At 57.0% G+C, this 21,075-nt stretch carries 8 protein-coding genes; 3 read left to right on the top strand and 5 right to left on the bottom strand.

What is annotated here, in order from left to right:
• Positions 1 to 220 precede the first annotated feature (220 nt).
• The gene (locus tag NA78x_RS12385; RefSeq protein ID WP_425618764.1) at positions 221 to 427 is read left to right on the top strand and encodes a plasmid partitioning protein RepB C-terminal domain-containing protein; all 207 of its coding nucleotides are present in this window, start codon (positions 221 to 223) and stop codon (positions 425 to 427) included.
• 11 nt (positions 428 to 438) lie between these two features.
• Positions 439 to 852, top strand: a complete 414-nt coding sequence (locus tag NA78x_RS12390) for a plasmid partitioning protein RepB C-terminal domain-containing protein (RefSeq protein WP_425619446.1) — start codon at positions 439 to 441, stop codon at positions 850 to 852.
• Positions 853 to 1,313: 461 nt separating this feature from the next.
• Here NA78x_RS12390 and NA78x_RS12395 read toward each other — a convergent pair whose 3' ends face one another.
• From NA78x_RS12395 to NA78x_RS12415, 5 genes are all read right to left on the bottom strand, one after another.
• Positions 1,314 to 2,795, bottom strand: coding sequence for a hypothetical protein (locus NA78x_RS12395; RefSeq protein ID WP_425618765.1), 1,482 nt, complete (start codon positions 2,793 to 2,795; stop codon positions 1,314 to 1,316).
• A 378-nt stretch (positions 2,796 to 3,173) separates the two neighbouring features.
• Entirely contained in the window at positions 3,174 to 5,846 is a 2,673-nt protein-coding gene (locus tag NA78x_RS12400; RefSeq protein ID WP_425618766.1) for a FixH family protein, read from the bottom strand.
• A 6-nt stretch (positions 5,847 to 5,852) separates the two neighbouring features.
• Positions 5,853 to 7,703, bottom strand: coding sequence for a vWA domain-containing protein (locus NA78x_RS12405; RefSeq protein WP_425618767.1), 1,851 nt, complete (start codon positions 7,701 to 7,703; stop codon positions 5,853 to 5,855).
• Positions 7,703 to 8,581: a DUF58 domain-containing protein gene (locus NA78x_RS12410; protein ID WP_425618768.1), complete on the bottom strand. Its 879-nt coding sequence runs from the start codon at positions 8,579 to 8,581 to the stop codon at positions 7,703 to 7,705. The genes NA78x_RS12405 and NA78x_RS12410 overlap by 1 nt, the downstream gene beginning before the upstream one ends.
• 41 nt (positions 8,582 to 8,622) lie before the next feature.
• Entirely contained in the window at positions 8,623 to 9,636 is a 1,014-nt protein-coding gene (locus NA78x_RS12415) for an AAA family ATPase (protein ID WP_425618769.1), read from the bottom strand.
• A gap of 106 nt (positions 9,637 to 9,742) precedes the next feature.
• On the opposite strand from NA78x_RS12415, the gene NA78x_RS12420 reads away from it, so the two are divergent.
• Positions 9,743 to 20,974: a DUF1583 domain-containing protein gene (locus NA78x_RS12420; protein WP_425618770.1), complete on the top strand. Its 11,232-nt coding sequence runs from the start codon at positions 9,743 to 9,745 to the stop codon at positions 20,972 to 20,974.
• Positions 20,975 to 21,075: the final 101 nt, after the last annotated feature.

Raw genomic sequence — 21,075 nt, forward strand, 5'->3', positions numbered from 1 at the left:
CTTCGACACACCAACATCGAAGGAGGCGTTGGCGAAATCGTAGCTTCGTGTGACACGGTCATCTCGGCCTAATCTTGGTGTGACAGCGATTCACGAGTTGCGATAAGCAGTGGGCGTTTCCGCTAGCGCCAACTATTCCGTTTGTTGGAAGGCCACCGCAAGACTGGCTTCCCGTTCTCCAGTTTCTCCATTAACTATGGGCGAGGCGACAGCAAAGTGTTTGAGCGCGACCGACGACGAGGCGTTCACCTACAACCACAAGGTCAGTCGACTGCCGCCCGTTCAGGAACACTTCATGATCCTGCGGGCGCTCGAACATGGAGTTTCTGAAGTTCGGCTGGCCCGCGCTTTGGATGTCGATATTGCCAGTATGCGGCAAAAACGGGACATGCTCGATGGTATTGTCCCGAAGCGGTCCAACTTCTGAAAGACCAGCACATCACTCCTCCGGCATTTCGAAAGCTTCGCGAGATGAAGCCGATGCGGCAAATCGAGATTGCCGAAATCATGTGCACGACCAGACACTTTTCGGTGGGCTATGCAAAGTGCCTGGCGGCTACGACGCCGCCAGAACAGTTGATTGATGGGGAGCAGGCCAAGGAACTGCGTGGCGTTTCGGCCGACGAAATTGAGCGGATGGAACACGAAACCGAGTCGTTAGGTCGTGAGTTCAAGGTGATCGAAGAGACGCACGGTAAGAACACTTTGAACCTGATACTCGTGGTCGGTTACCTTCGCAAAATCTTGGACAACGCCCGCGTTGCCAGGTATTTCTCGCAGCATCATCCAGAAATCCATGTCGAATTCCAAAAGCTTGTGGAATCGCGGAGTCTGGCTGACGGCGCGGCGTAATTACTCATACACGTGTCATTGATGGGATGCCCCAACCTCGCGATTGCCAGTATGACCTGACCGCCCAATTCGCTACTCGCAAACGTCAGCCGTGATTGACTCGATGCAAATACTCAGTTGCGCCACAAAGGCCGATAGCTCGTAACACAATTGGATAGTTCGCTTCCGAATGTCGATCGGTTAGGACCATGCTCAGCGCCTCGCGAGGCCTTTCAGCAAAATGCGAGCAGCACACCAGGCCGAGTTGAGCTTCGCTGCGATTCGTCGATTTATCAATTTAGAAATGCATCCATTAGCGCATTTGCCGCCGCAGGAAACCACTTTCCATCTTCACAGCGTCGCAGGCTAACCGGAAATACTCGGCAATCTGATCATTGCCGGATTGCCGAGATATTCGTCGATCTGCTTGCCCTTCGCCTTCTGAAAGACGGGGCGCCGCAGCATCAGCCCAGCTTGCGAACCTATTTCTTGTCTTGCAAAATCGCGTCGGTTTCAGCATCGTTGGGGCGGATCGATTCGAAGTATTTGCGAATCGTCTGACGATGGCCGAGCGGAATTGGCTCGCTATCAAGCACATCTTCCGAGATCTTCTTGTACTTTGCATAGTTCTCGCGATACTCGCGCTGCGACTCTTGCGAACCTTCAGGAGAATGAGTCGTTTCGGTTTCGACTTCACCTTCGCCCGATTGTTGACCTTTGATCTTCTCTTGTTTGCCACCGAGTTTGGCGGTCCGTTCGCCTAGTTCACTATCGCTGCCTCCCAGGCCCCAATTCTTGCCACCGGGCTTGTTGGACTTCCCCTTGCTCTTGCCATTGCTTTCGCACTCGCATTCACCTTTGCACTCACTCAGGCAATTGCATTGCTTCGTCAGCAAGTCGTTGAGCTTCTTGCGTTTTCCTTGTTTGCTGGCTTCGCCGGCCAACTTCTGACTTCCTTCCGAGAAGCTCTTTTTGTCATTGCCCAGACCGGACGACATTTGCCCGAGTGCATCGCTGAGCGAATTCTGCCCGCTGCTTTCGGCTTGCTTGGCAGCCTTCTCTAGTTTCTCCTTCACCGCTTTTTCGGTGGCACGGTCTAGTTCGGGAGCTTCTGCCTTGGCGAGCTCCTGAGCTGCCTTTTCGTACTGTCCGGCCGAAAGGGCCTGGCCAGCTTCGGACATCTGCTCTGCCAGGGCAAGGGCTTCGCCGATCGCTTGAAACTGGGCATCCAGCGCAACGGGATTTCGCTTGGCTTGCTCGCTTTGCAGCGCTGCCTGCATTTCCGAAAGTTTGGCGAGCGCCTCGCGCACGTCCGTGCCGGGCTGCTTTAATTCTTCGATGGCAGCTGCCAGTTCCTTCACCAGCTTCTTCAAGTCTTCGTCTTTTTCGCTCTCGGCATACTGTTCCAACTCGGTCAGCTCTTCGGCTGCACGTTCCGCCTGCGCGACAACGACATCCAGCGTTTCTGGCTTGCCCGCCGTCGCAGGCGCGTTCCAACTGCCGACAATCACCAGCGACAACGTGGCGATGATTGCGACTACCGCATAGGGAAGCACGCGCGGCATGTGCCACGGTACTACTTCGTGCGGCTTGATCGATTTCAAATGATCGAGCGCGTCGGCGAATGCCAATTGCTCAACCAGGGGTAAGTGTGGACGGGCACTGAATTCGAGCGCCGTGCTGGCGCGATCCTTGAGCGAATAGCGGGCATCGACGGCGCTGGCCGCCTGCTGCCAATTGTGACGCCAGCAACAACCGACAATCGCCATTCCCGCGCTGCCGAGCAGTGGCAGAGCCAACGGAATCCAACTGGCCAATTGCCACGCGAAGAGCCAATTGGCTGTGGCCACGAGCAAGCCCGCCAGCGAGCCCACAAACAGTCCCCAAGCGGCCAGCCATGCCGTTCGCACCAGCTGTTGGCGGGATAGAACGGGAGCCAGTTGCGATTGCACCTTCTTGCCCATGACAATCTCCTTGACCGATCTTCCCGATCACTGCGAGTGGAACCTTTATGGTTTTACCAGGGGGGGGATTCATTGCAAATAGAAAGCTGAACTTCGGAACCAGAAAGCTCGGCAGATAATCCTTACGTTTGGGCTACCTGTTCAGTTTGCAGACAACCTTCGAAGAGCCTCTTCGTTGATAAACCCCTGAGATTTATCAACACTAATGAGCGCCAAAGCCGAGCGCCACGCGTATTGCTGTTGATAAACTCTTATCAACACCCCTCTTATCAACACCCGCCCCGGCGTTTTCGTTCGATCAAGACGGTGCTCGTTCGATCAAGACGGTGCTCGTTCGATCAAGACGGTGCTCGTTCGATCAAGACGGTGCTCGTTCGATCAGAACGGTGCTCGTTCGCCGGCAGGCTTCGAACGATGCGCGCTTCCATTTGAGCCACTCGCCGAGGTTGCTTTTCGAGTCCGGATCACTACGGCGCCTGGTCGGAACAGCAGGCTTAGATCGACTCGCCTTAAAAACACGTCCAGCACCAGCAAGATCGTGGCAATCGTGACCAGCCACGGCCAGAGGGGCGTAGGACGGAGCGCGGTCCGTTCGGTGGGTGCGAACAGCTCGGTTGCGGAAGGTGCGAACTTGCCCCCCGAGACCTCGGCCAGCTGTTTGAGAAGCGGCTCGTTGGTCGGCTTCAGGCGAAGTTCGTCACTGTAGCCGACGTGGATACCGCGCGACTGCCGGTAGATCGCCTGGCCATCTTTCTTTTGAGCAATCTCGAGGTGATAAGCACCGCTAAGGGGCGTGGCGACTGAGCCGGTGTAGCGGCCGGGCGCTGTTTGAGCCAGCGCGAGTTTTTTGTTGCCGAGTCGCGGGTCGATCAGGGTGAGTTCAGTTTTCGCCTGATTGAGAAACCGGCCCGTGGCATCGATTGCGTCGAGCGTAACGAAGGCCTTGCCATTTCGCTGCTGCACTTCGACGACGACGCCTTTCGCCTCATTCTTACGCATGGTGTGACGTACGATCTGCGCCCAGAACTTGGCAAACTCGGGCCACGTCAGCCATTCGGCAGCCCAGCGACTCTTGGCGTCGGAGGTGAACGCCACCGACATCCCCAGGCCGTAGCGCCACCACACCAAGAGCGGGTCTCCTTTTTCCGTGGCGAGAATCAATTCACATGTTGGCTTGGGACGCGTCTTCACATAGCCGAGCAGGAACGGTGCATTTTCGACATCGAGACCTTTTAGCGCTTGCGTGGCTCGAATGACCTGCGGGACAAAGGGCTGTTCGTCGATCGCACTTTTGCTGGCAGTGACGGTTTCCTTCGCGAAGATTTGTGGAATGTTGGCCGGGTCATCGGTGAAGTAGTAACGGCCGTTACCCGACTTGGCGACTTCTTCCAAAATGCTCGTATCCGAGTCGGTTCCCACGGCGACCGTGCTGACGGTGATCCGCGCTTGAGCCATCTCGGCGGCCAGGCCCGCAAAATCGCCCGGTGAAGAGACGCCGTCGGTGAGAATAATCACGTGTTTCAGCCGAGCGGTGGTTTGCTGAAGCATTTCGTGAGCCCGCTCCATGGCCGGATACATCGTCGTGCCGCCGCTGGCTTCAATCCGGCTGATGTCGTCGCTAATGCGTCCCTTGTTGCTCGCCGATTGCATCTCGCTGATCACGAAGGTTTCGCCATCGAAGGCCACCACACCCACCTGATCTTTGCTGCCCAGCAATTCGACCGCGGAACGGGCCGCAGACTTGGCCATTTCAATCTTGTCGCCCGACATTGAGCCCGATTTGTCGACAACGAGCACCATGCCCAGACCCGGCTTCTCTTTTTCCTTCTCGAAGTCGCTGCGCACCGGCAACACTTCTTCCAGCACCGATTTGTAATAGCCACCCAGGCCGAACGATTGTTCGCCACCGAGCATCATGAAGCCGCCCCCGAGGTCTTGCACATACGTGCGGGCAATTTCCATCTGCCGCTGCGAGAGAGCCGTGGCGGGCACATTCGAGAGCATCAGCAGTTCGTAGTTTTGCAAATCCGAAAGATTGTCCGGCATGCCGGTGGGCGGTCGCACGTCGACCTGAATCTCTTCCTGTTCGAGCGCCGCCACCAGATCGCGAATCAACTTGGGATCGCTCTCGACAATTAGTACCCGCGGCTTACCGGCCGTGTAGATCAACCCGCTTGCCGTGTTGTTATCGAGTAGCGCATCACTCGCCAAACCACTGACCTGCGCCGTGAAGGCAGCGAGCCGCTCACTTTCGATCGACTGCTGAAAACGAAAGCGGTTTTCACCCTTCTTGATTTGCTTTTTCTCGCTCACCACTTGATGATCGCCCCGAAAGACCTGAATCAGGCCTTCGTCGTCGTGATTGGAATCGATGATCACTTCGACGAAGAAGGGCTCGCCCTGGCGCACTTGGGCCGGCAGATTCACCGTTGAAACTTGCGCTTCGAGATCCTTGCGCGTTGGCAGCGGAACTGTCGACACCGGCACACCGGCCCGCAACACGGTTTGCAGGGCGTTGCCTTGCGTTTCGTTGCCATCGGTAACCAGCACCACTTGCGGCACGTAGCCCGGCGGCACGGCGGCGATTGCGGCTTCCACGGCTGCGGCGATGTTGGTTCCTTCCGGTCGCGGATCGTCCTTTTCCTCAGGGCTTTGGCCAGATTCGGTTGCTGCCGACTCGAGCGACTTCAGGTCGGTGCTCATTTGTCCCGGCGCGATCTGAAACGGCAAAAACGCCACTCGATTGGCGCCCGCCTTCGCCACCGCCTCTTGAATAAACGGGTCAACAACCGCCTTGGAATCGGCACCCACGCTAAGGCTTTGATCGACACACACGACTACATACTGCTCGTGCGTCGGGCGCGAGAGAGTGAGCCCGGCCAAGGCCAACACCAACAACAGCACAATGAACGAGCGCGCGACGAGCGAGGTCTTGCGCTGCCAACGCGGAAAATCGACCAGGCTGCGATAGAAGTAAAAAACAAGCAACGGCAACAACATGAGCCCCAGCAATCGCCAGGGGTGGGTCAGTTCGAGAGTGAAGTTGCTCATGGTCCCTTAGCCTATCCAGCGCCGTTGGTACAGGAACCATTCACCAATCGCGAGCAGCCAAGCTGCTGCCACGAGATAAAACCACAGCGGCCGGACGAAGAAGCCAGCCGCGGCAATGCCCGCTGTCGACTTGGCTTGCCAACTAGCCGGCACGCGCAAATCGCTTTCGATCCTGCTGCTCAGATTGCAGGCCAACTCCTCCAGCGGTGCGACGGCCGTTGTCGACGCTTCCGTGACCGCAGGCTCGATTTTCCAAATGCCCACTTCATCCAGCGGACCGATCGACACTTCGGTAGCCTTCTTCGGCAAGGGCCGCGTCTCGCCACTCGGCGTACGCAATATGGTCACCTTGCCCAGGGGCAAGGTGACCGTGGTCACAGCGCCAGAAACGATTGCTTCGCGCATTTCGCCTTCAGGACCGGCAAACCAACTGAGCGCGTTGGTGACGAGAATCGGGAACGTGGTGCGAAAAGTGAGGTCCCCTTCGTCGAGATTCACTGTCAAGACGAGTGCTCGGCGTTTCTCATCGACATGCGAGAAGTAGAGCGGGTCGCCACTGACGGCAGCCACGAGTGTTACCGCACCTTCGCACGGCTTGAGTTGTCGGGCTTGGGGCAGCACCACGTTGTCGAGACGTACATGACGCATGAGAGGGGATTCGGAATCCTGCTTGGTGACGATCGGGTTCGCGAGCGGCTCGCCAATCTCCCACAAATCACTCCCTTCCAGCGGATCGACCAGAAACGAGGCTCCAGCCGGCAATTCTTTGGGCACCAGTCGATGAAAAACATGCCAGACGCCCGGTTCGTAACTGGCGGGCAATTCTTTCACCGTCTTCAATTCCACGAGTGGATTCGCTTCGAACGCCTTTTGCAGAAACAAGTTCCCCGGCGACACGAGCAAGACCTTTTGCGTATTTCGCGTCGGCAAGATTGCCATCGCTCGATTGTCGGTCAGCAATGCGTCATCGGTGGAGAGCTTGGCAACGAGTAAGCCGCCGGTGGGCGAGGTTTTTTCGAAGGTGCGGCTCCACGTTTCTCCCGCGGCCAGTTTCAGCGGCAGAACATCGATGGGATTGTCGTTCAGATCAAGGTCGAGCCGCGTTTCTGCGGGTTCATCGGCTGCGTTCAGCACTTCGACCAGAATCTCGTAGCCCACGGGATCGAGCAGACTGCGCCGCACTTGAAATTGCGTGATGCCGATGTTCGCACTCTTGGTGCCGATCGGTTGAAGTCTTACAAGGGGATCGCTGGCCAGTGGTTCATGCTCGGCAAAGCCGCCGTCTGAGAATATGAGCACCTGGCCTGTTTTGGAATCGCCTAGCAAGCGCTTGGCCAGTTCCACGGCGTCGGTCGCTCGAGTGGGGCCATCCGTTTTGGGAATGTCATGAATCGCGGCCTGCAAAGTTCGCTCATGATTCGTAAGGCCGCTGACGACGCGCGGGTGAGTGCCGGCAGAAATGATGGCCATTTCGTCGTGAAACCGCAGCGATGCCACGTAACGTGCCGCGGCCTCTTTTGCTGCCGCAAGCCTCGTCGGCGAGACATCGGTCGCGTTCATGCTGGCCGAGTTGTCGATCACCATCACGATTCGCCGGGCTTGCAACTTCTCGCTCAAAAAGAAAGGTTCGGCGAGGGCCGCCACAAGCAACAACAGCCAAATGATCTGCACCAATAGCGATAGCCAATGCCGCAAGTTTTGCCACAGCGAACGGGGAGCTTTCTCGTCGTAGATTTGCCGCCAGAAGATGGTCGTCGAGACCGGTACCTGCTTGAGGCGGATCTTCAAAATATAGAAAACGACGATGGGAATCGTGAGCAATGCCCAGGCAAGAGCCCATGGTGCGGCCAGCGACATTAGCTCACCGCCCCTGCAGCACGCATCATCTGCAAAATGAGTTGATCGAAGGGGATCGCTGTCGTTGCTTGCGTGCAGCCCATGCCATACGTGTTGCAATAGCGAGCCACGCTGGCTTGATGCTCGGCAAACAGTTTTTTATACGCTACCAGGTGCTTCTCGGTGACGGTGACTTTGCGCGAGGAATCGTTTTCGATGTCAAACAATTCGACATCGCCCAGAAAGTCTGGATTCGCCTCTTTCAAATCGTGCAATTGAATGACGTGAGGTTCATATCGCCGATGGCGCAGTTGATCGAAGCCCGTTTCGTAGCCGGCCGGTGCAAACAGATCGCTGACGATGACCGCCAGGCCGTTGCGTTGCTTGCGGCGAAGGAACTCGCGCATGGCCGCAGCAAGATCGGTTTCGGTGCCTTGGACTTGCAAGTTCTCTAGAAAGTCGAGCAGAGCCAGAATCTGGGCCTTGCCGCGCGTGAGGGCAAAGTTGGCCACGATGCGATCGGTAAAGGCAACGACCGCAATCCGGTCGAGATCGGCTAGCGCGATATAGGCAAGGGCTGCGGTCAATTGCCGCGCCAAGTCGAACTTGGTCGATTCACCAAAACCCATGCTCCGGGAGCAATCAAGCAAAAAGTAAACGTGCAAGTCCTGCTCTTCCTGAAAGCGTTTGAGCAGGAAGTCGCCGTGGCGCGCGTAGACGTTCCAATCGAGATAGCGAAGATCGTCGCCCGCAACATACTCGCGGTAATCTGCGAATTCGATTCCCGAGCCAAATTGCATGGTTCGTCTTTGGGCCAGCAATGAACCGCGGAAGACTCGTCGCGATACCAGCGACAAGTACTCCAGCTTGCTCATGAAGTCGGAACCGAACAATGCCACGCGGCGATTCCTCAAACGTTGTGAAAGAGGCAAATTCCTGCTCAAGCTGCCAACGGAACGTCCTTGATCGACTGCAAGATTTTGTGCACGACATCGTCCGTGGACACACCTTCTGCCTGACCTTCGAAGTTCAAGATCAAGCGATGCCGCAGTACCGCGGGAGCCACATCGCGCAAATCGTCACGCGAGACGTGATAGCGGTTATCCATGATGGCGCGAATCTTCGCGCCCAGGATCAGAGCCTGAGCACCGCGCGGGCTCGCACCATACCGGACGTACCGCTTGGTGATATCAGCAGCCATTTCATGTTCTGGATGTGTCGCCATGACGATGGCAATGCCGTAGCGGCGGACCTCGTTGGCAATCGGAATCTCACGCACAAGCTGCGACATTTCCACGATCCGCTCGCCGCTGAGCACCTGCTGAGCTCGTGGCGTGGCTTTCTCGGTCGTGCGATCGAGGATCGTTTCGAGTTCGCTGGTTTTCGGGAATTTCACGAGCAGCTTGCAGAAGAAGCGGTCGAGTTGTGCTTCTGGCAAAGGATAGGTGCCTTCCATTTCCAGCGGGTTTTGCGTGGCGAGGACAAAAAATGGTTCACTCAATCGATGCGTGGTGCCGGCGACAGTCACCGAGTGTTCTTGCATCGCCTCAAGGAGCGCCGATTGTGTCTTGGGGGTCGCGCGATTGATTTCGTCGGCCAGCAGTACATTGCCGAAGATGGGGCCGGGCTGAAACTCAAATCGCTTGCCGCCCCCGGGCGTTTCCATGACGATGTTGGTGCCGATCAAGTCAGCTGGCATCAAGTCGGGTGTGAACTGAATCCGCTGAAATTTGAGGCTGAGTGCATCGGCGAGCGTGCGTACTAGCAGCGTCTTTCCCAAGCCAGGCACACCTTCCAGCAGGACATGCCCGCCAGCGATCAGTGCCGTCAGGGTGTCATCAAGAATGTGATGCTGGCCCACGATCACTTTATTGACTTCGTCGCGCAAGCGAAGGAAGTCTGCCCGGAAAGCATCGAGTTGGCCGCGCATCTGCTGCAAGTCAGAATCGCTCATAGTTGCCTTACCAATGATTGCAAGTGCCACGCTCATCGACTAAGAATCAAAGTCTTACACTAATTCTCGCGCGATTCAACTCTGCCTTTTCGTGAGAGGTCTTATCATGCTCTCGCAGCGCTTCGGTTGCCAACACCTTTTTTGGACTGCCGTCTTTGCCTTCTTCGCAGTCATTGGTCCGCCCACCTACGCAGTAGGACAAGACGACGTCAGCGGTGAAGAGGAGCTTGCCAAGCAGCAAGCCATCATCGAACGCTATCTGACGGTTCTGGAAAAGAATCCTCGAAAAAGTACGGCCCTCGACAAGATCTATGGCTTCTACGTCGAATCGGGGCAGCTCGAAACCCTGGTGAAGCGATTCGCCGATCGTACCGCCAAGAGCGACCAGGATCATACTGCCTGGATGGTCCTCGGCTTGATCGAAGCCGAGCGAGGCCGCGATGCAGCGGCAGTTGCTGCCTTCACCAAAGCTGTCGCAACTGCCAAAACGGCGCTGCCGGCCTTTTACCTGGGGCAATCGCTGGTGCTGGTAGGCCAGCCCGAAAAAGCCGTCGAAGCCTTCGAACTGGCAATCGAGCGCAAGCCTCTCGCCGCGGATCAGCTAGAAGTCTATCGCGCGCTAGGACGCGTCCATCAGCGCGTGCAGCGCACCAAGGAAGCCCTGGAAGTTTGGGAACGACTCGAAAAACTCTATCCCAACGATTCCCGCGTGCAGGAACAAATTGCCGCCACGCTGGTCGAAGAAGGGCAAGCGGCGCTCGCATTACCGCGTTACGAAATGCTGGTCAAACTCACCAAAGACGATTATCGCAAGTCGGTCTTTCGCATGGACGTGGCCGAACTCAAGGTCAAACTCAATCGCAGCAAAGAAGCCGTCACCGATTTGGAGGGCCTGCTCGCGACGCTCAATCCCACCAGTTGGTTGCATCGCGAAGTGCGCCGCAAGATCGACGATGTCTACTTGCGCACCGACGATCAGGATGGACTGGCGAAGTATTACGAAGGCTGGATGAGCACCCATCCGGAAGATGTCGATGCGATGGCACGACTCGCTCGCGTGCTGGCGCGGCAGGCGCGCGTTCCCGAAGCCAAAAACTGGCTCGATAAAGCGCTCAAACTGGCGCCTTCGCGTAAGGAGCTTCGCTTGGCATTCGTCGAGCAACTCGTCGAAGATCAGCGGTTTGCCGAAGCCAGCCAGCAGTACGAACAGCTCGATAAGCTCGACCCGAACAACCCGGACTATTTGCGAAACTGGGGCAAGCTGATACTCCGAGATACCTCGCGTCCCAAGGACGCTCGCCTCGCCGAAGCGGAGAAGATCTGGCGGCGTTTGCTTGTCGCGCGGCCGAAAGATGCCTTGATTGCCACCCAAGTAGCCGATCTGTTCCGCCACAACGATCTTCAGCAGCCGGCACTGGAGCTTTATCAAAGGGCCGTCGAACTAGCGCCAGATCAACCTCAATACCGAGAGTATTTGGGCGAGTTCTATCATCAATTGAAGAAGCCTGCTGAAGCCGAAGCTACCTGGAAGCCTATCGCCAAGGGAAAGAATCGGAACGCGACGAATCTCGCGAGACTAGCCGAGGTGTTTGCCTCGTTCGGTTACTTGCCGCAGGCCATTCCACCCATGCAAGAGGCTTGCCAACTTGATCCCAAGGATTTTTCGCTGCACGTCAATGCGGCTCAGTTGTATGCCAAAGCGGAGAAGCCAGCCGATGCTCTTGCAGCTCTAGCAACGGCTGAGAAGCTTGCCCAGAACGACGAAGAAGCAGAGGCCGTTCTGGTCGAGCAACTGAAAATCTATCAGCAAGAAGACAGCTTGACCAAACGAACGAGCGATCTGGCCACCATGCAAGATGCGAAACCCACCGCGCGAGGCTTGCTGCTGCTCGCTCGTTATTTTGAAACGTCACGGCAATATCCCGAAGCGGCCCGCGCTATCCAGTCGGCGATTCGACTCGAACCGCAATCGATCCGCAGTCTGGCAACGGCCGCCCGCGTCGACGAGCAAGCAGGCGAGTTGCAATCGGCCGCTGATTACAACCGCAAGCTGGCCATTGTCGATCGGCGCGGGCGAGGCGACTACCTGAAAAAGGTATCTCAGCTAGAAGCCCAACTTGGCCGCACCGAGGAGGCACTGAAGGCTGGTCGCGAGCTCATTACATCCGCACCGGGCAATTCGGAGAATTATGAGTATTACGCCGAGCTCTGCTTCCGGTTGAATCAACAAGAAGAAGGGCTGCAAACGCTGCGGCGTGCAATGCGCGTGAATCCAACCGAACCCAAGCTGCTCCTCACGTTGGCCGCTGCCCTGGCGAATCAATTCCGCACCGATGAGGCTGTTGAACTCTATTGGCAGGCCTTCGACAAAAGTGCCGACATCGAAGAGCGGATTAACGTCGTTCAAAAGCTGTGCGACCTCTACCTGCAGACCAACCAATTCGATCGGCTGCTCGAACGTCTCGAACGGCAACGTCGTGATGCCGAAGTCAAACGGGAAGCCACCATTTGCCTGGCCCAGGCTTATCACTCGGCCGGCGATTTCGGCATGGCCAGGCAAGAACTGGAAGGTCTCCTGTCCGAAAACACTCGCGATACGCAATTGCTGCAGCAACTCTCCAAACTGGCCGAAGCCGAACGCGACTTCGCTGGGGCGGTGAAGTACCAGGAACAGCTGGTAAAAGTTGCTCCCGGCGCAGAGACGGAATACCGTCTGGCAGCCTTGCTAGCCGACAACGGTTCCTCTCAAGAGAGCGCCGCGATCATTGTTCGGCTGACGCGGCAAGAAGCAGATCCCGAAAAAGTCTTGAAGTCGATCGATGGGCTGCTCGCCAGCAATCAGAAATCTACCGCTCTCCTGATTATCGAAGCCAAACTGCGAGAAGATCCGAAGAATTGGGAATTGCTTTATCGCGAAGGGGTTGGTCTTTCGGATAAGCCCGCCGAAGCAGCCAAGCGGTTCGAGGCGATCCTGGCGATGACGGTTTCCGATACGACGCCTGCGGTGGGAGAGAAGATTCGCCTCGCCAAACAAGCAAAAGCCGCCACAGCCGGCGCGCTGCGGACCGCCAACAGTTACTCTCGCCTGGAGCAAGCGGGGAGCATCCGCCACGCAATCGGAATCATTCAAGTCGATTACTATGGTGGCCCGACGGTCCGCTCTTGGGGCCCCACTTATTTTTGGCAGGCGCGCATGGCAGCCATTGGTTGGCTGTACAAATTCGCCCAGGAAGCCAAGCAGCAACCACAACTCCTTCAGCGGTTTGAACAGGCGGCCAATGGCACAAATCCCGCGCCTGGCACTGCGTGGGATCGCTTGTACGCTGCGGCTATGTCTGGTGAGTTTGATCGCAGCGAAAACTACGAAAAGCTCGTCTATGCAACTCGTCCGTTGGCTAAGTCGGGTGATCCAGCAGGACAGTTGCTGTTCGCTACCAGCCTCTATCAATCGCGCGCACTGTCCACGCGATCCAATAAAGCCAACACAGCGAAGCGATCTCCGCTCCCCGCTGAAGATTTGGAACTGCTACTCGTCAGCTTCGATGCGATTCGCAAGTCAAAGGCTGTTGGTGCAGCCTACGACCATCAAGTTGGCTATTTGGCGCGGGGTGTCGCCGAAGAATTGAAAGCAGCTGGTCGCGCCGAAGAAGGAGATCAGCTGCTGCAGCAAATCGTCGATTCGGCCAAAACACCAGGCGAACTTGCGATGGTGATGGGCGTTCGTGTCGAGCTAGCTCAAGCCGATACGACTTTAAAGCTGTTCGATCGCTGGGCCACGCAAATCTTGCAGCAACCGAAGCCAACGCAGGTCGGCATGCACGATCAAGCAGTCCAATCGATGTCGCAACTCATCGGTCTCGCAGGGGGCGAGAAAGACTTCGACGTGATTCTGAAAGTGCTCGACCATTACTTCAAATACAACGATGCTCGCTCCGCCAAGCAACGCCAGGTTGCCAGCCGCAAGACGACCCGCAGCCCGAATATGGGCAACGGCTATTACTACATTTGGATAGGCAATCAACAGCAACACGTTAGCTCGTCGTTTCCCACGGGCAACAATTACACCGACGAGGCCTGTTTGCAGGTGCTGCGCAATGCTTTCGAAGTTTACAAACGGCACGACGTGTTGAGCGATCTCGAAGGCTACTTGCGGAAGCGGCAGGCGGCCGCACCCGAAGCCGATCGCGTGAACTACGCGTTTGCCCTCGTCGCTTTTCAAGCTTGGAACAACGAAAAAGAGGCCGCGACAACCGAACTGGCTGCTGCCAGTCAACTGGTGCCGCACGATGTCGCAGTTCGCATGCAAGTCATCCGTGCGCAGGCGGAAGCAAAAGAATACGACCTGGCGCTCGAATCGCTTAACGAGTTGGTTCCACTCGATCAGGATGCGATGCGCGAGCGGGAAATGTTCGCCCTCGATATCGCCGTTCGTGTGGGCGATCATGCTCGCGCGCAAAAAGCGGCGGAACGCATGTTTGGTTTGCGACTAGATACGGAGACGCAAGTGCAGCTGGCCGGTCAAATGCGCCGCTTGGGAATGAACGCCGAGGCCGATGCCGTGCTCGCCCGCGCTCAACGTCAGGGCGGCAATCGACTGGCAGCACTTGTGGCCTTGATGAACTCGCATCAGGCTAATGCCAAGGGGGATACTGCCGCGCAAATCGCCTATCAGATTCTGCGTCAATCGCGCAAGTCGGCGACAGTCTCGCGCTCGCCTACGATGCGCGGCACGACGGTCGATGACCAGTACCGGACGGCGGCGTTACGCGTGCTGGGATCGGCTGGCAAGCTCAAACAAATGATTGCCGACGTCGAGCAACAACTCACGCGTTCGCCCGATGCCACCCACCTGTACGACACCCTAGCCGAATACTACGAGGCGGCTGGCGATCAAACACGTAGTCTCGAATTAATGGCCAAACGCGTGGCGATGCGCCAGGACGACTTTGTTCTTCGTCAACAATACGCCAATCGTCTGGCCCAAACGGGCAAACTTAGCGAGGCCTGCGACGAGTTCAAAATCGTCCTTCTCAAATATCCGCGTGCCTTGCAAGATCGCAGTTACGATATCGCCTCGACGTTTCGTCGCGCCAAGCGAGAGCCAGAACTGATGCAAGTCATTCAGGAGATGGATTTTGCTCAAGTAGGGCAGCCTTACTACATCATGGATCTGGCCAACAACCTGCTGCAAGGTGAGGGAGCAGGTGATAATCAAGCGGCGACGATCCTGTTGATCAAGAAGGTGTTCGCGGCTTTCCCGGAGTCGCGGCAGTACATGATGTCGTACATCCACAACGACAAGCTCTGGTCATCGCCGGAACTCTACGATATTAGTAAGCAGACTCTCATGCCGACACCGAACCGGATTTCTCAGGATCCGTGGGCCAGCTTGAGTCAGATCTATTCGTATAGCACGGGTGGCGAACTCAATACAGTGCTGCGTCGCGTGATGGATAGCGCGGTCGCCCTCAAGAAGCTGCCGGAACTTCGAGCTGAGCTAGTCTCAGCGGCAGAAGCCAATCCCGATTGGAAGGCGGGGCCCGTCCTCGTAGCCTTGCTCGATTTGCGGACTGGCAAGATTGACGAGGCCAAGAAGGTGCTCGAACCGCTGGTGGACGTAGGTGAGACCATGCCCGCTACTGCCAAGTGGATCATCGGGCTGGAAATTGAAAAACAGCCCGCGCTCAACAAGACTGCCATCAAGCTCTACGAACAAGCGATGGAGCACCCTTCGCAACTGACCAATGGCTTCGAGTACAGTCCTGGGCCCCGCCTCGTCCGTACTTACCTCGCCGATGGCCGCCGCGAAGACGCCCATCGCTTGCTGAAGAAGTCTGAAAAGGCGTCCCCCGACGAACAGTACGATCCTTCGTATGCCGCTTACCGGCGAATCTCGCAGCTGAACGAAATGGGGCAGACGTATCAGCAACACGGTTTCTCCGTCGATGCGCTGCGGCTCTATCGCCAGGCGATTCTTTTCAACTCCAACGTCACCGATGCCAGCTATGCAAGCAACGTGGACTATTATCGCCAACGAGCGCAAGAAAGCCTGAACGTCGTCCTCGAAAAGCTGGCGACTTCCAACGATGTCGGCTTCATTAAGGAATTGCTCCAACCGCAGACCGAACGCGGGACCGCGCCCATTCTGGACCTGATGGTCGGTGTGCAGAACGATACCAATGGAGTACCCCGGCTCGATAGTCAACTGCTCACGCTTCTGACGCAGCGGAAGCTATCGGATGAACTGCAACAGGCACTTCAGACTTCGCTGGCCGATCTGCGCGCCAAGCATCCCGCCGAACTGAGTGTGTTGATTACCAATGCGATGATCGCAGTCCGCGGTTCAGATCCCGTCCTAGCCGGTGCAGCACTCGCAGAGTTGCGGTCGACGCTCGAGAAGCGGCCCCTCGATGAACTAAAACCTGGCCAACGCCCCAATGCTCGCCAACGCGAGCAGGCCCAAACACAATTGGGAATCTGGCCCGTTGCACTTGAATGTCTGAAAAGTAAATCGCACGGACCAACCGGCGAGTTCCTGGCCGTGAGAGCCTTAGCGGCTGCCGAGCGGCAATCGGATCGCGGCTATCCGCTGGCGATTCTCCACTTCCGTTCGGAGCAAGCCTTTGCAGCAGGCGACCGCGCCGGCGCCGAGAAGCATCTAACTGATTTGCTTAAGATAGCCCTCGCTCGTCCAGGTATCGCCAATGATAAAATTGCGCCAATCACGCAATCGCAATTCAACTTGGGCGTGTCGACAGCCCACGTAGCACTCGAACGTGATTTTCCTAATGTCGCCGTGCAAGCCATTCGCGAAATGTTGCGTGGCGGGATGCCCGTTACCGATGCGATTCCAACGAACGCAGCCGCACGGCGGATCATGTCCAGCTCTGGAGAAGTCGTCGACGAAGCGGGCCAAATCGCCATCAGCGTGGCGGACGAACTTACCAAGCTGTCGATGCACTGGCGAAAGAAAAATCTACCGCCAGCAGACATGTATGGCGTGTTGCACGATATCGTGCTGCCTGCGGATCGAAAGGGCGTCATCAACATCTATCCTCGGCCCTTGAACAATTGGACCGAACCAGAAAGCCTGGGCCTCGAACTCGCCCGCTGGGCAGTGGCCAGTGGTAACACCAAAGACCTGTTGGCAGAAACTACTGCGCGGGACGGTTCAGCCAAGAGCGCGGCCCAGGCGCTGCGAACCTTTGTCGTGACAGAGAGCAGCGATCAGGCCGCGGCGCTCGCGAGCCTCGAAGACATTAAGGCGAGCTTGGCGGCTCAGCCGACTTCCGTGAGCATTCAATTGGCAGCGAATGCCGCAGCGGTTGCGATGAAACGCCGAGAATTGGAGCCTGCGGCCGTTGCCGTGTTGACCGTGATTGGCAAATTGCCGGAACAGCAATCTCCCGTGAAGAGCAGTATGCTGCTGCCGGTGCTGACCCGGTATTACATCCGCAATCAGCAGACGGCTGAGTTGAAAGCGTTGTGCAGCGCGTATCTCGACTCTCGGCAAACGATGTACGCCCGCTACAGTGGCGGTGGTTTGTCGGAACAGCGAAACGATCTGGCCCGCGTGGTGAATCACATTTCCCAGGCCGGTGACGCGCGCCTGACGCTCGAATATCTGGGACGGTTTGTCGACTTGCCGATTCCGGAACAATCCTATGGCGATGCCGGGTTTGATCTGTCGCTGTGGCATCTGACCTGGCAATTGCAAGCACTTCCAGCTGCCGAACGCTATGCGCTACTCAAGGAATGGACGTTGCCGACAGACAAGCGGCGCAGCGTCCGCTTCGTCACCGGCTTCAGCCCTGGCCTGCAATTGCCGGAAGTATTCTTACCGCCGGAAGTCGCCCAGCGAGGCACTGCACCCGCCATTGGCGTACTCAGCAATTTCTCGCTGCTCATTAGCACGGCACAGGAACTCGGCAAACTCGACGAAGTGAAAGTTCTCACCGAGCAGGCAGTTGCCGACAAGTTGAAAAATGCCGACGCGCTCGCAGCGCTGGTGGCGATAGCCGGCAACGACGCTTCCGTGGTCAATCGCCTAAGCAAGCTCAACGAAGTCGTGCGCAAGCGGGTCAAGACTCTCACTAAGAATGCTCCTCGCAACGAAGCAATCGAAGAAGAGCGTGGGGCTGAGCTAATGATTGCAGTTGCCGCGCTGCAGCAACCCCGGATTCGTGCCGCCGGTGCCGCCTTGGGCCAGGTCGTACTGCAAGACAATCGCCGCGCCGGCCGCCCCGCGCGGGCGGCTCACCTGTACCGCTTGCTCGCACTCGATTCGATTGCAGATGCCAAACCGCTCGAGCTTGCGCAATTGCAGACGCCGGGTCTCAAGCACTGGACTGTCGGCACGCCGACGCAAATGTCCGGCAGCAACTTTCCACCTGCGTGGTGGGCTGCGTTCGGTAACCAGATTTCGCACATCACCGGGTTCGAATCCGACAGCCTGTACTTCAATTATCCGCTAGCAGGGACGTTCGATTTCACCTATGAAGCCCACAGCTATGAGTATTCGCAAGGCGAAATGGCCTACGGCGGTTTGACGGTCAACCCACAGTTCTGGACACGCACGGCAATTGTGCGTCCCATTTCTCAACACGAAACGGTAACGCGCCCCATCGCCGTGGATGGCCGCGAATGGTGGAATCGCTATCGCATTCAAGTCACACCGGAAGAGATTCGTTTCTATTGCAACGACCATCTGGTGTACGTCGAACCAGATCCCAGCCCCACCAGCCCTTGGTTGCACCTCATTTCCTTTAATCAACGTCGCACGAACTTCCGCAACCTGAAACTCAGCGGCTCGCCACAAATTCCCCGCGAGGTTCCGTTGGTTAGCGGCAATCGCTTCGATGGTTGGGGCACCAACTTTGGACTCTTGCCTCAACGCATCGTGCTTCGGGAACCAAAGTCACCAACCGAAGCGCCTCGCCTCGTGGCCCGCGCCCGCGCGCAACTGGTACCTCAGCCCGATTGGTTCGCCGAGGATGGAACGCTGAACGGTCGATTTGTGCCCGGCAGCGGCGAATCGAGACAGTCGCATCTGTTCTACTATCGTCCACTTTCTGCCGGAGAAACGCTGAAGTACGAATTTCTGTACGAGCCTGGCCGCACACAGGTCCACCCAGTAATGGGACGACTTGCCTTTCTCTTGGAACCGGACGGAGTGCGTCTGCATTGGATCCAAGGTGTCGTGACGTTGGCAGATCCAATTGATCTGGATCCACGTAATTCGGTCGCTGCCGCCACTGAAGTCAGGCCGTTGCCGCTGAAGGTCAACGACTGGAATTCGCTAGAGATGACATTTGCAGGCGAAGAAATGCGACTCACCTTGAACGGTCAGCCGATAGTGCAACGGAGCATCGAGCCCGTCGTGACGCGTCGCCCCGGTTTATTCTATTACTCGGGACAGACGGCCGCGAAGTTGCGGAACATTACAATGTCCGGTAGTTGGCCCACGGAACTTGCTACGGCCGATCTGACGAACCTGCTAGAGGCAGCACAGCCTGAAGCTGTTTCTCTGCAGCAGAAGCGGTTCGCCTTGGTGCGCGAAGAAGAACTTGCCGACGAAGTGAACGAGGTCCTCTTGGTCGCGAAGCAAATGTCGCCTGAGGAGCGATTTGCCTTGCTGCGGGACTGGGTGCTCCCTTCCGCTTCGCATCCCTCCTTCCGCTTGCAGGTCGACTTCACCCCCGTCGATCAACCTTGGCCAGCACTCGACAAGCCATCAGCGTTAAAGGGAGTTCGGCAGCATACCGGTGGCGATATTGTCTCGCCAGCGCTCGAGCTGGTTCGCACCGCCGCGGAGCTCCGCAAGCTCGACGAACTGGAAATGCTCGTTCGCGATGCAGAATCCGAGGTCGAAGAGTCGGTACGAAATCGCCGCACTCTGCAAACCGCGATTGCCATTGCTCGCGGAGATGACAATGCAGCACTCGCCAATCTGAAATTGTTGCAGGAAGAGCAGAAAGCTCTGGCTACCTCGGTGCGCGTGACGGACCGCTATGCCGAAGTGGTCGCGGTGCTCGCCGCCCTGGAACGCCCAACTTTGCGGGCGTCCGCACTTTCACTCGCCAGGCAACTTGTCGAAAGTCAACAAGACGGAGCGACGCTCCAATCGCAAGGCATCGAATGGGAGCGGATCGTCCGCTCGCTTCGTGGCCGCGCAGCCTGGCTCGGCAATCCAGCCACGGCAGGTCTGCCGCTGCATAGCTTGCCCCCGGCGACCGCGCAGTGGGTTCCCGTCAGCCAGCCGACCGCCGATACGCGCGGTCGCGGCTTACCTCCGCCGACCTGGCTTTTGCAAAAAGGCAAAGTTGAGTTCTTCACTGGTCATGGCGCCGACTCGATCTACTTTCAGTCGCCACTCATTGGCAACTTTGAACTGCGCATGCGTCGCACGAGCAACGGCTGGAAAGAGATTTATCCGTTCTATGGCAGCATCGGAATTGATGTACTGCACGACGGCACAGGCATCTGGCGCAACCTGTCCAATCAAAGTCGCGAGCGGACGAACCTTCCCGCCAAAATTGAAAACTGGGGACCGCAGGTCGATTTCCGCCTGGTCATGAAGGACGGCGACTACACGGCATTCGTGAACGACAAGCAAATTCACACCGAACGCATTCTGCCCACTGCCGATCCCTGGCTGTACATTCAAAGCTATGCTCCCCATTACAACGGTATCGTGGAGAACGTGCAGATTCTTGGTACGCCCAGCATCCCAGAAGATATTGAGTTATCGACGGGCGAAGATCTGCGCGTGTGGCGACATAACTATTTCGGCGATTCCGGTAATCCCGATTCGAGTTGGTCGAAGGTGAACGGCGAAATCACTGGTGCTGCGTCGACCGCAGCTAAGGGAGCAAATCAGCAGACGATCATTCGGTATCACCGGCCCCTGCTGGAGGATGGCACGATCGAGTACGACTTTTACTACGAAGCGGGAGTGACGGAAGTCCATCCAGCCATTGATCGAGCGACCTTCCTGCTCTCTCCCAATGGCGTCAAACTGCATTACGTGACGGACGGCCCGCTCAATCGCACGAAACTGTTGCCCGATAATGAATTCCCATTGTCCGGTTCGAGTGACAAAGTGCCGCTGAAGGACAAAGCGTGGAATCGCGCCAAGGTGCAACTCATTGGCGACGTTATTACACTCGCCATTAACGACAACGAGGTAGCCAAATACACGGTCGAAGCCACCAACCAACGACACTTCGGACTGTTCCGCTACAGCGATCGGACGAACGCCAGAGTCAAGAACGTCACTTACCGTGGTAACTGGCCGAAAGAATTGCCTTCTGTTCCAGACCAGTTCTTGGCCAAGTGAATCGGTTATCGTTACTGTTGGACAGATTTGATCTTCTTTCTACAAAACATCCGGGAGAAAGTGGGATCAAACTTCAATATCTGCGCAAGATCGTTTCCACG

Source organism: Anatilimnocola aquadivae (assembly GCF_049819085.1).
In the GTDB taxonomy this organism is placed as follows: domain Bacteria; phylum Planctomycetota; class Planctomycetia; order Pirellulales; family Pirellulaceae; genus Anatilimnocola.

Excerpts from the sequence above, each read along its gene's own strand:
- NA78x_RS12395 (WP_425618765.1), bottom strand. The coding sequence starts at position 2,795 with ATGGGCAAGAAGGTGCAATCGCAACTGGCTCCCGTTCTATCCCGCCAA.
- NA78x_RS12400 (WP_425618766.1), bottom strand. The coding sequence starts at position 5,846 with ATGAGCAACTTCACTCTCGAACTGACCCACCCCTGGCGATTGCTGGGG.
- NA78x_RS12405 (WP_425618767.1), bottom strand. The coding sequence starts at position 7,703 with ATGTCGCTGGCCGCACCATGGGCTCTTGCCTGGGCATTGCTCACGATT.
- NA78x_RS12415 (WP_425618769.1), bottom strand. The coding sequence starts at position 9,636 with ATGAGCGATTCTGACTTGCAGCAGATGCGCGGCCAACTCGATGCTTTC.
- NA78x_RS12420 (WP_425618770.1), top strand. The coding sequence starts at position 9,743 with ATGCTCTCGCAGCGCTTCGGTTGCCAACACCTTTTTTGGACTGCCGTC.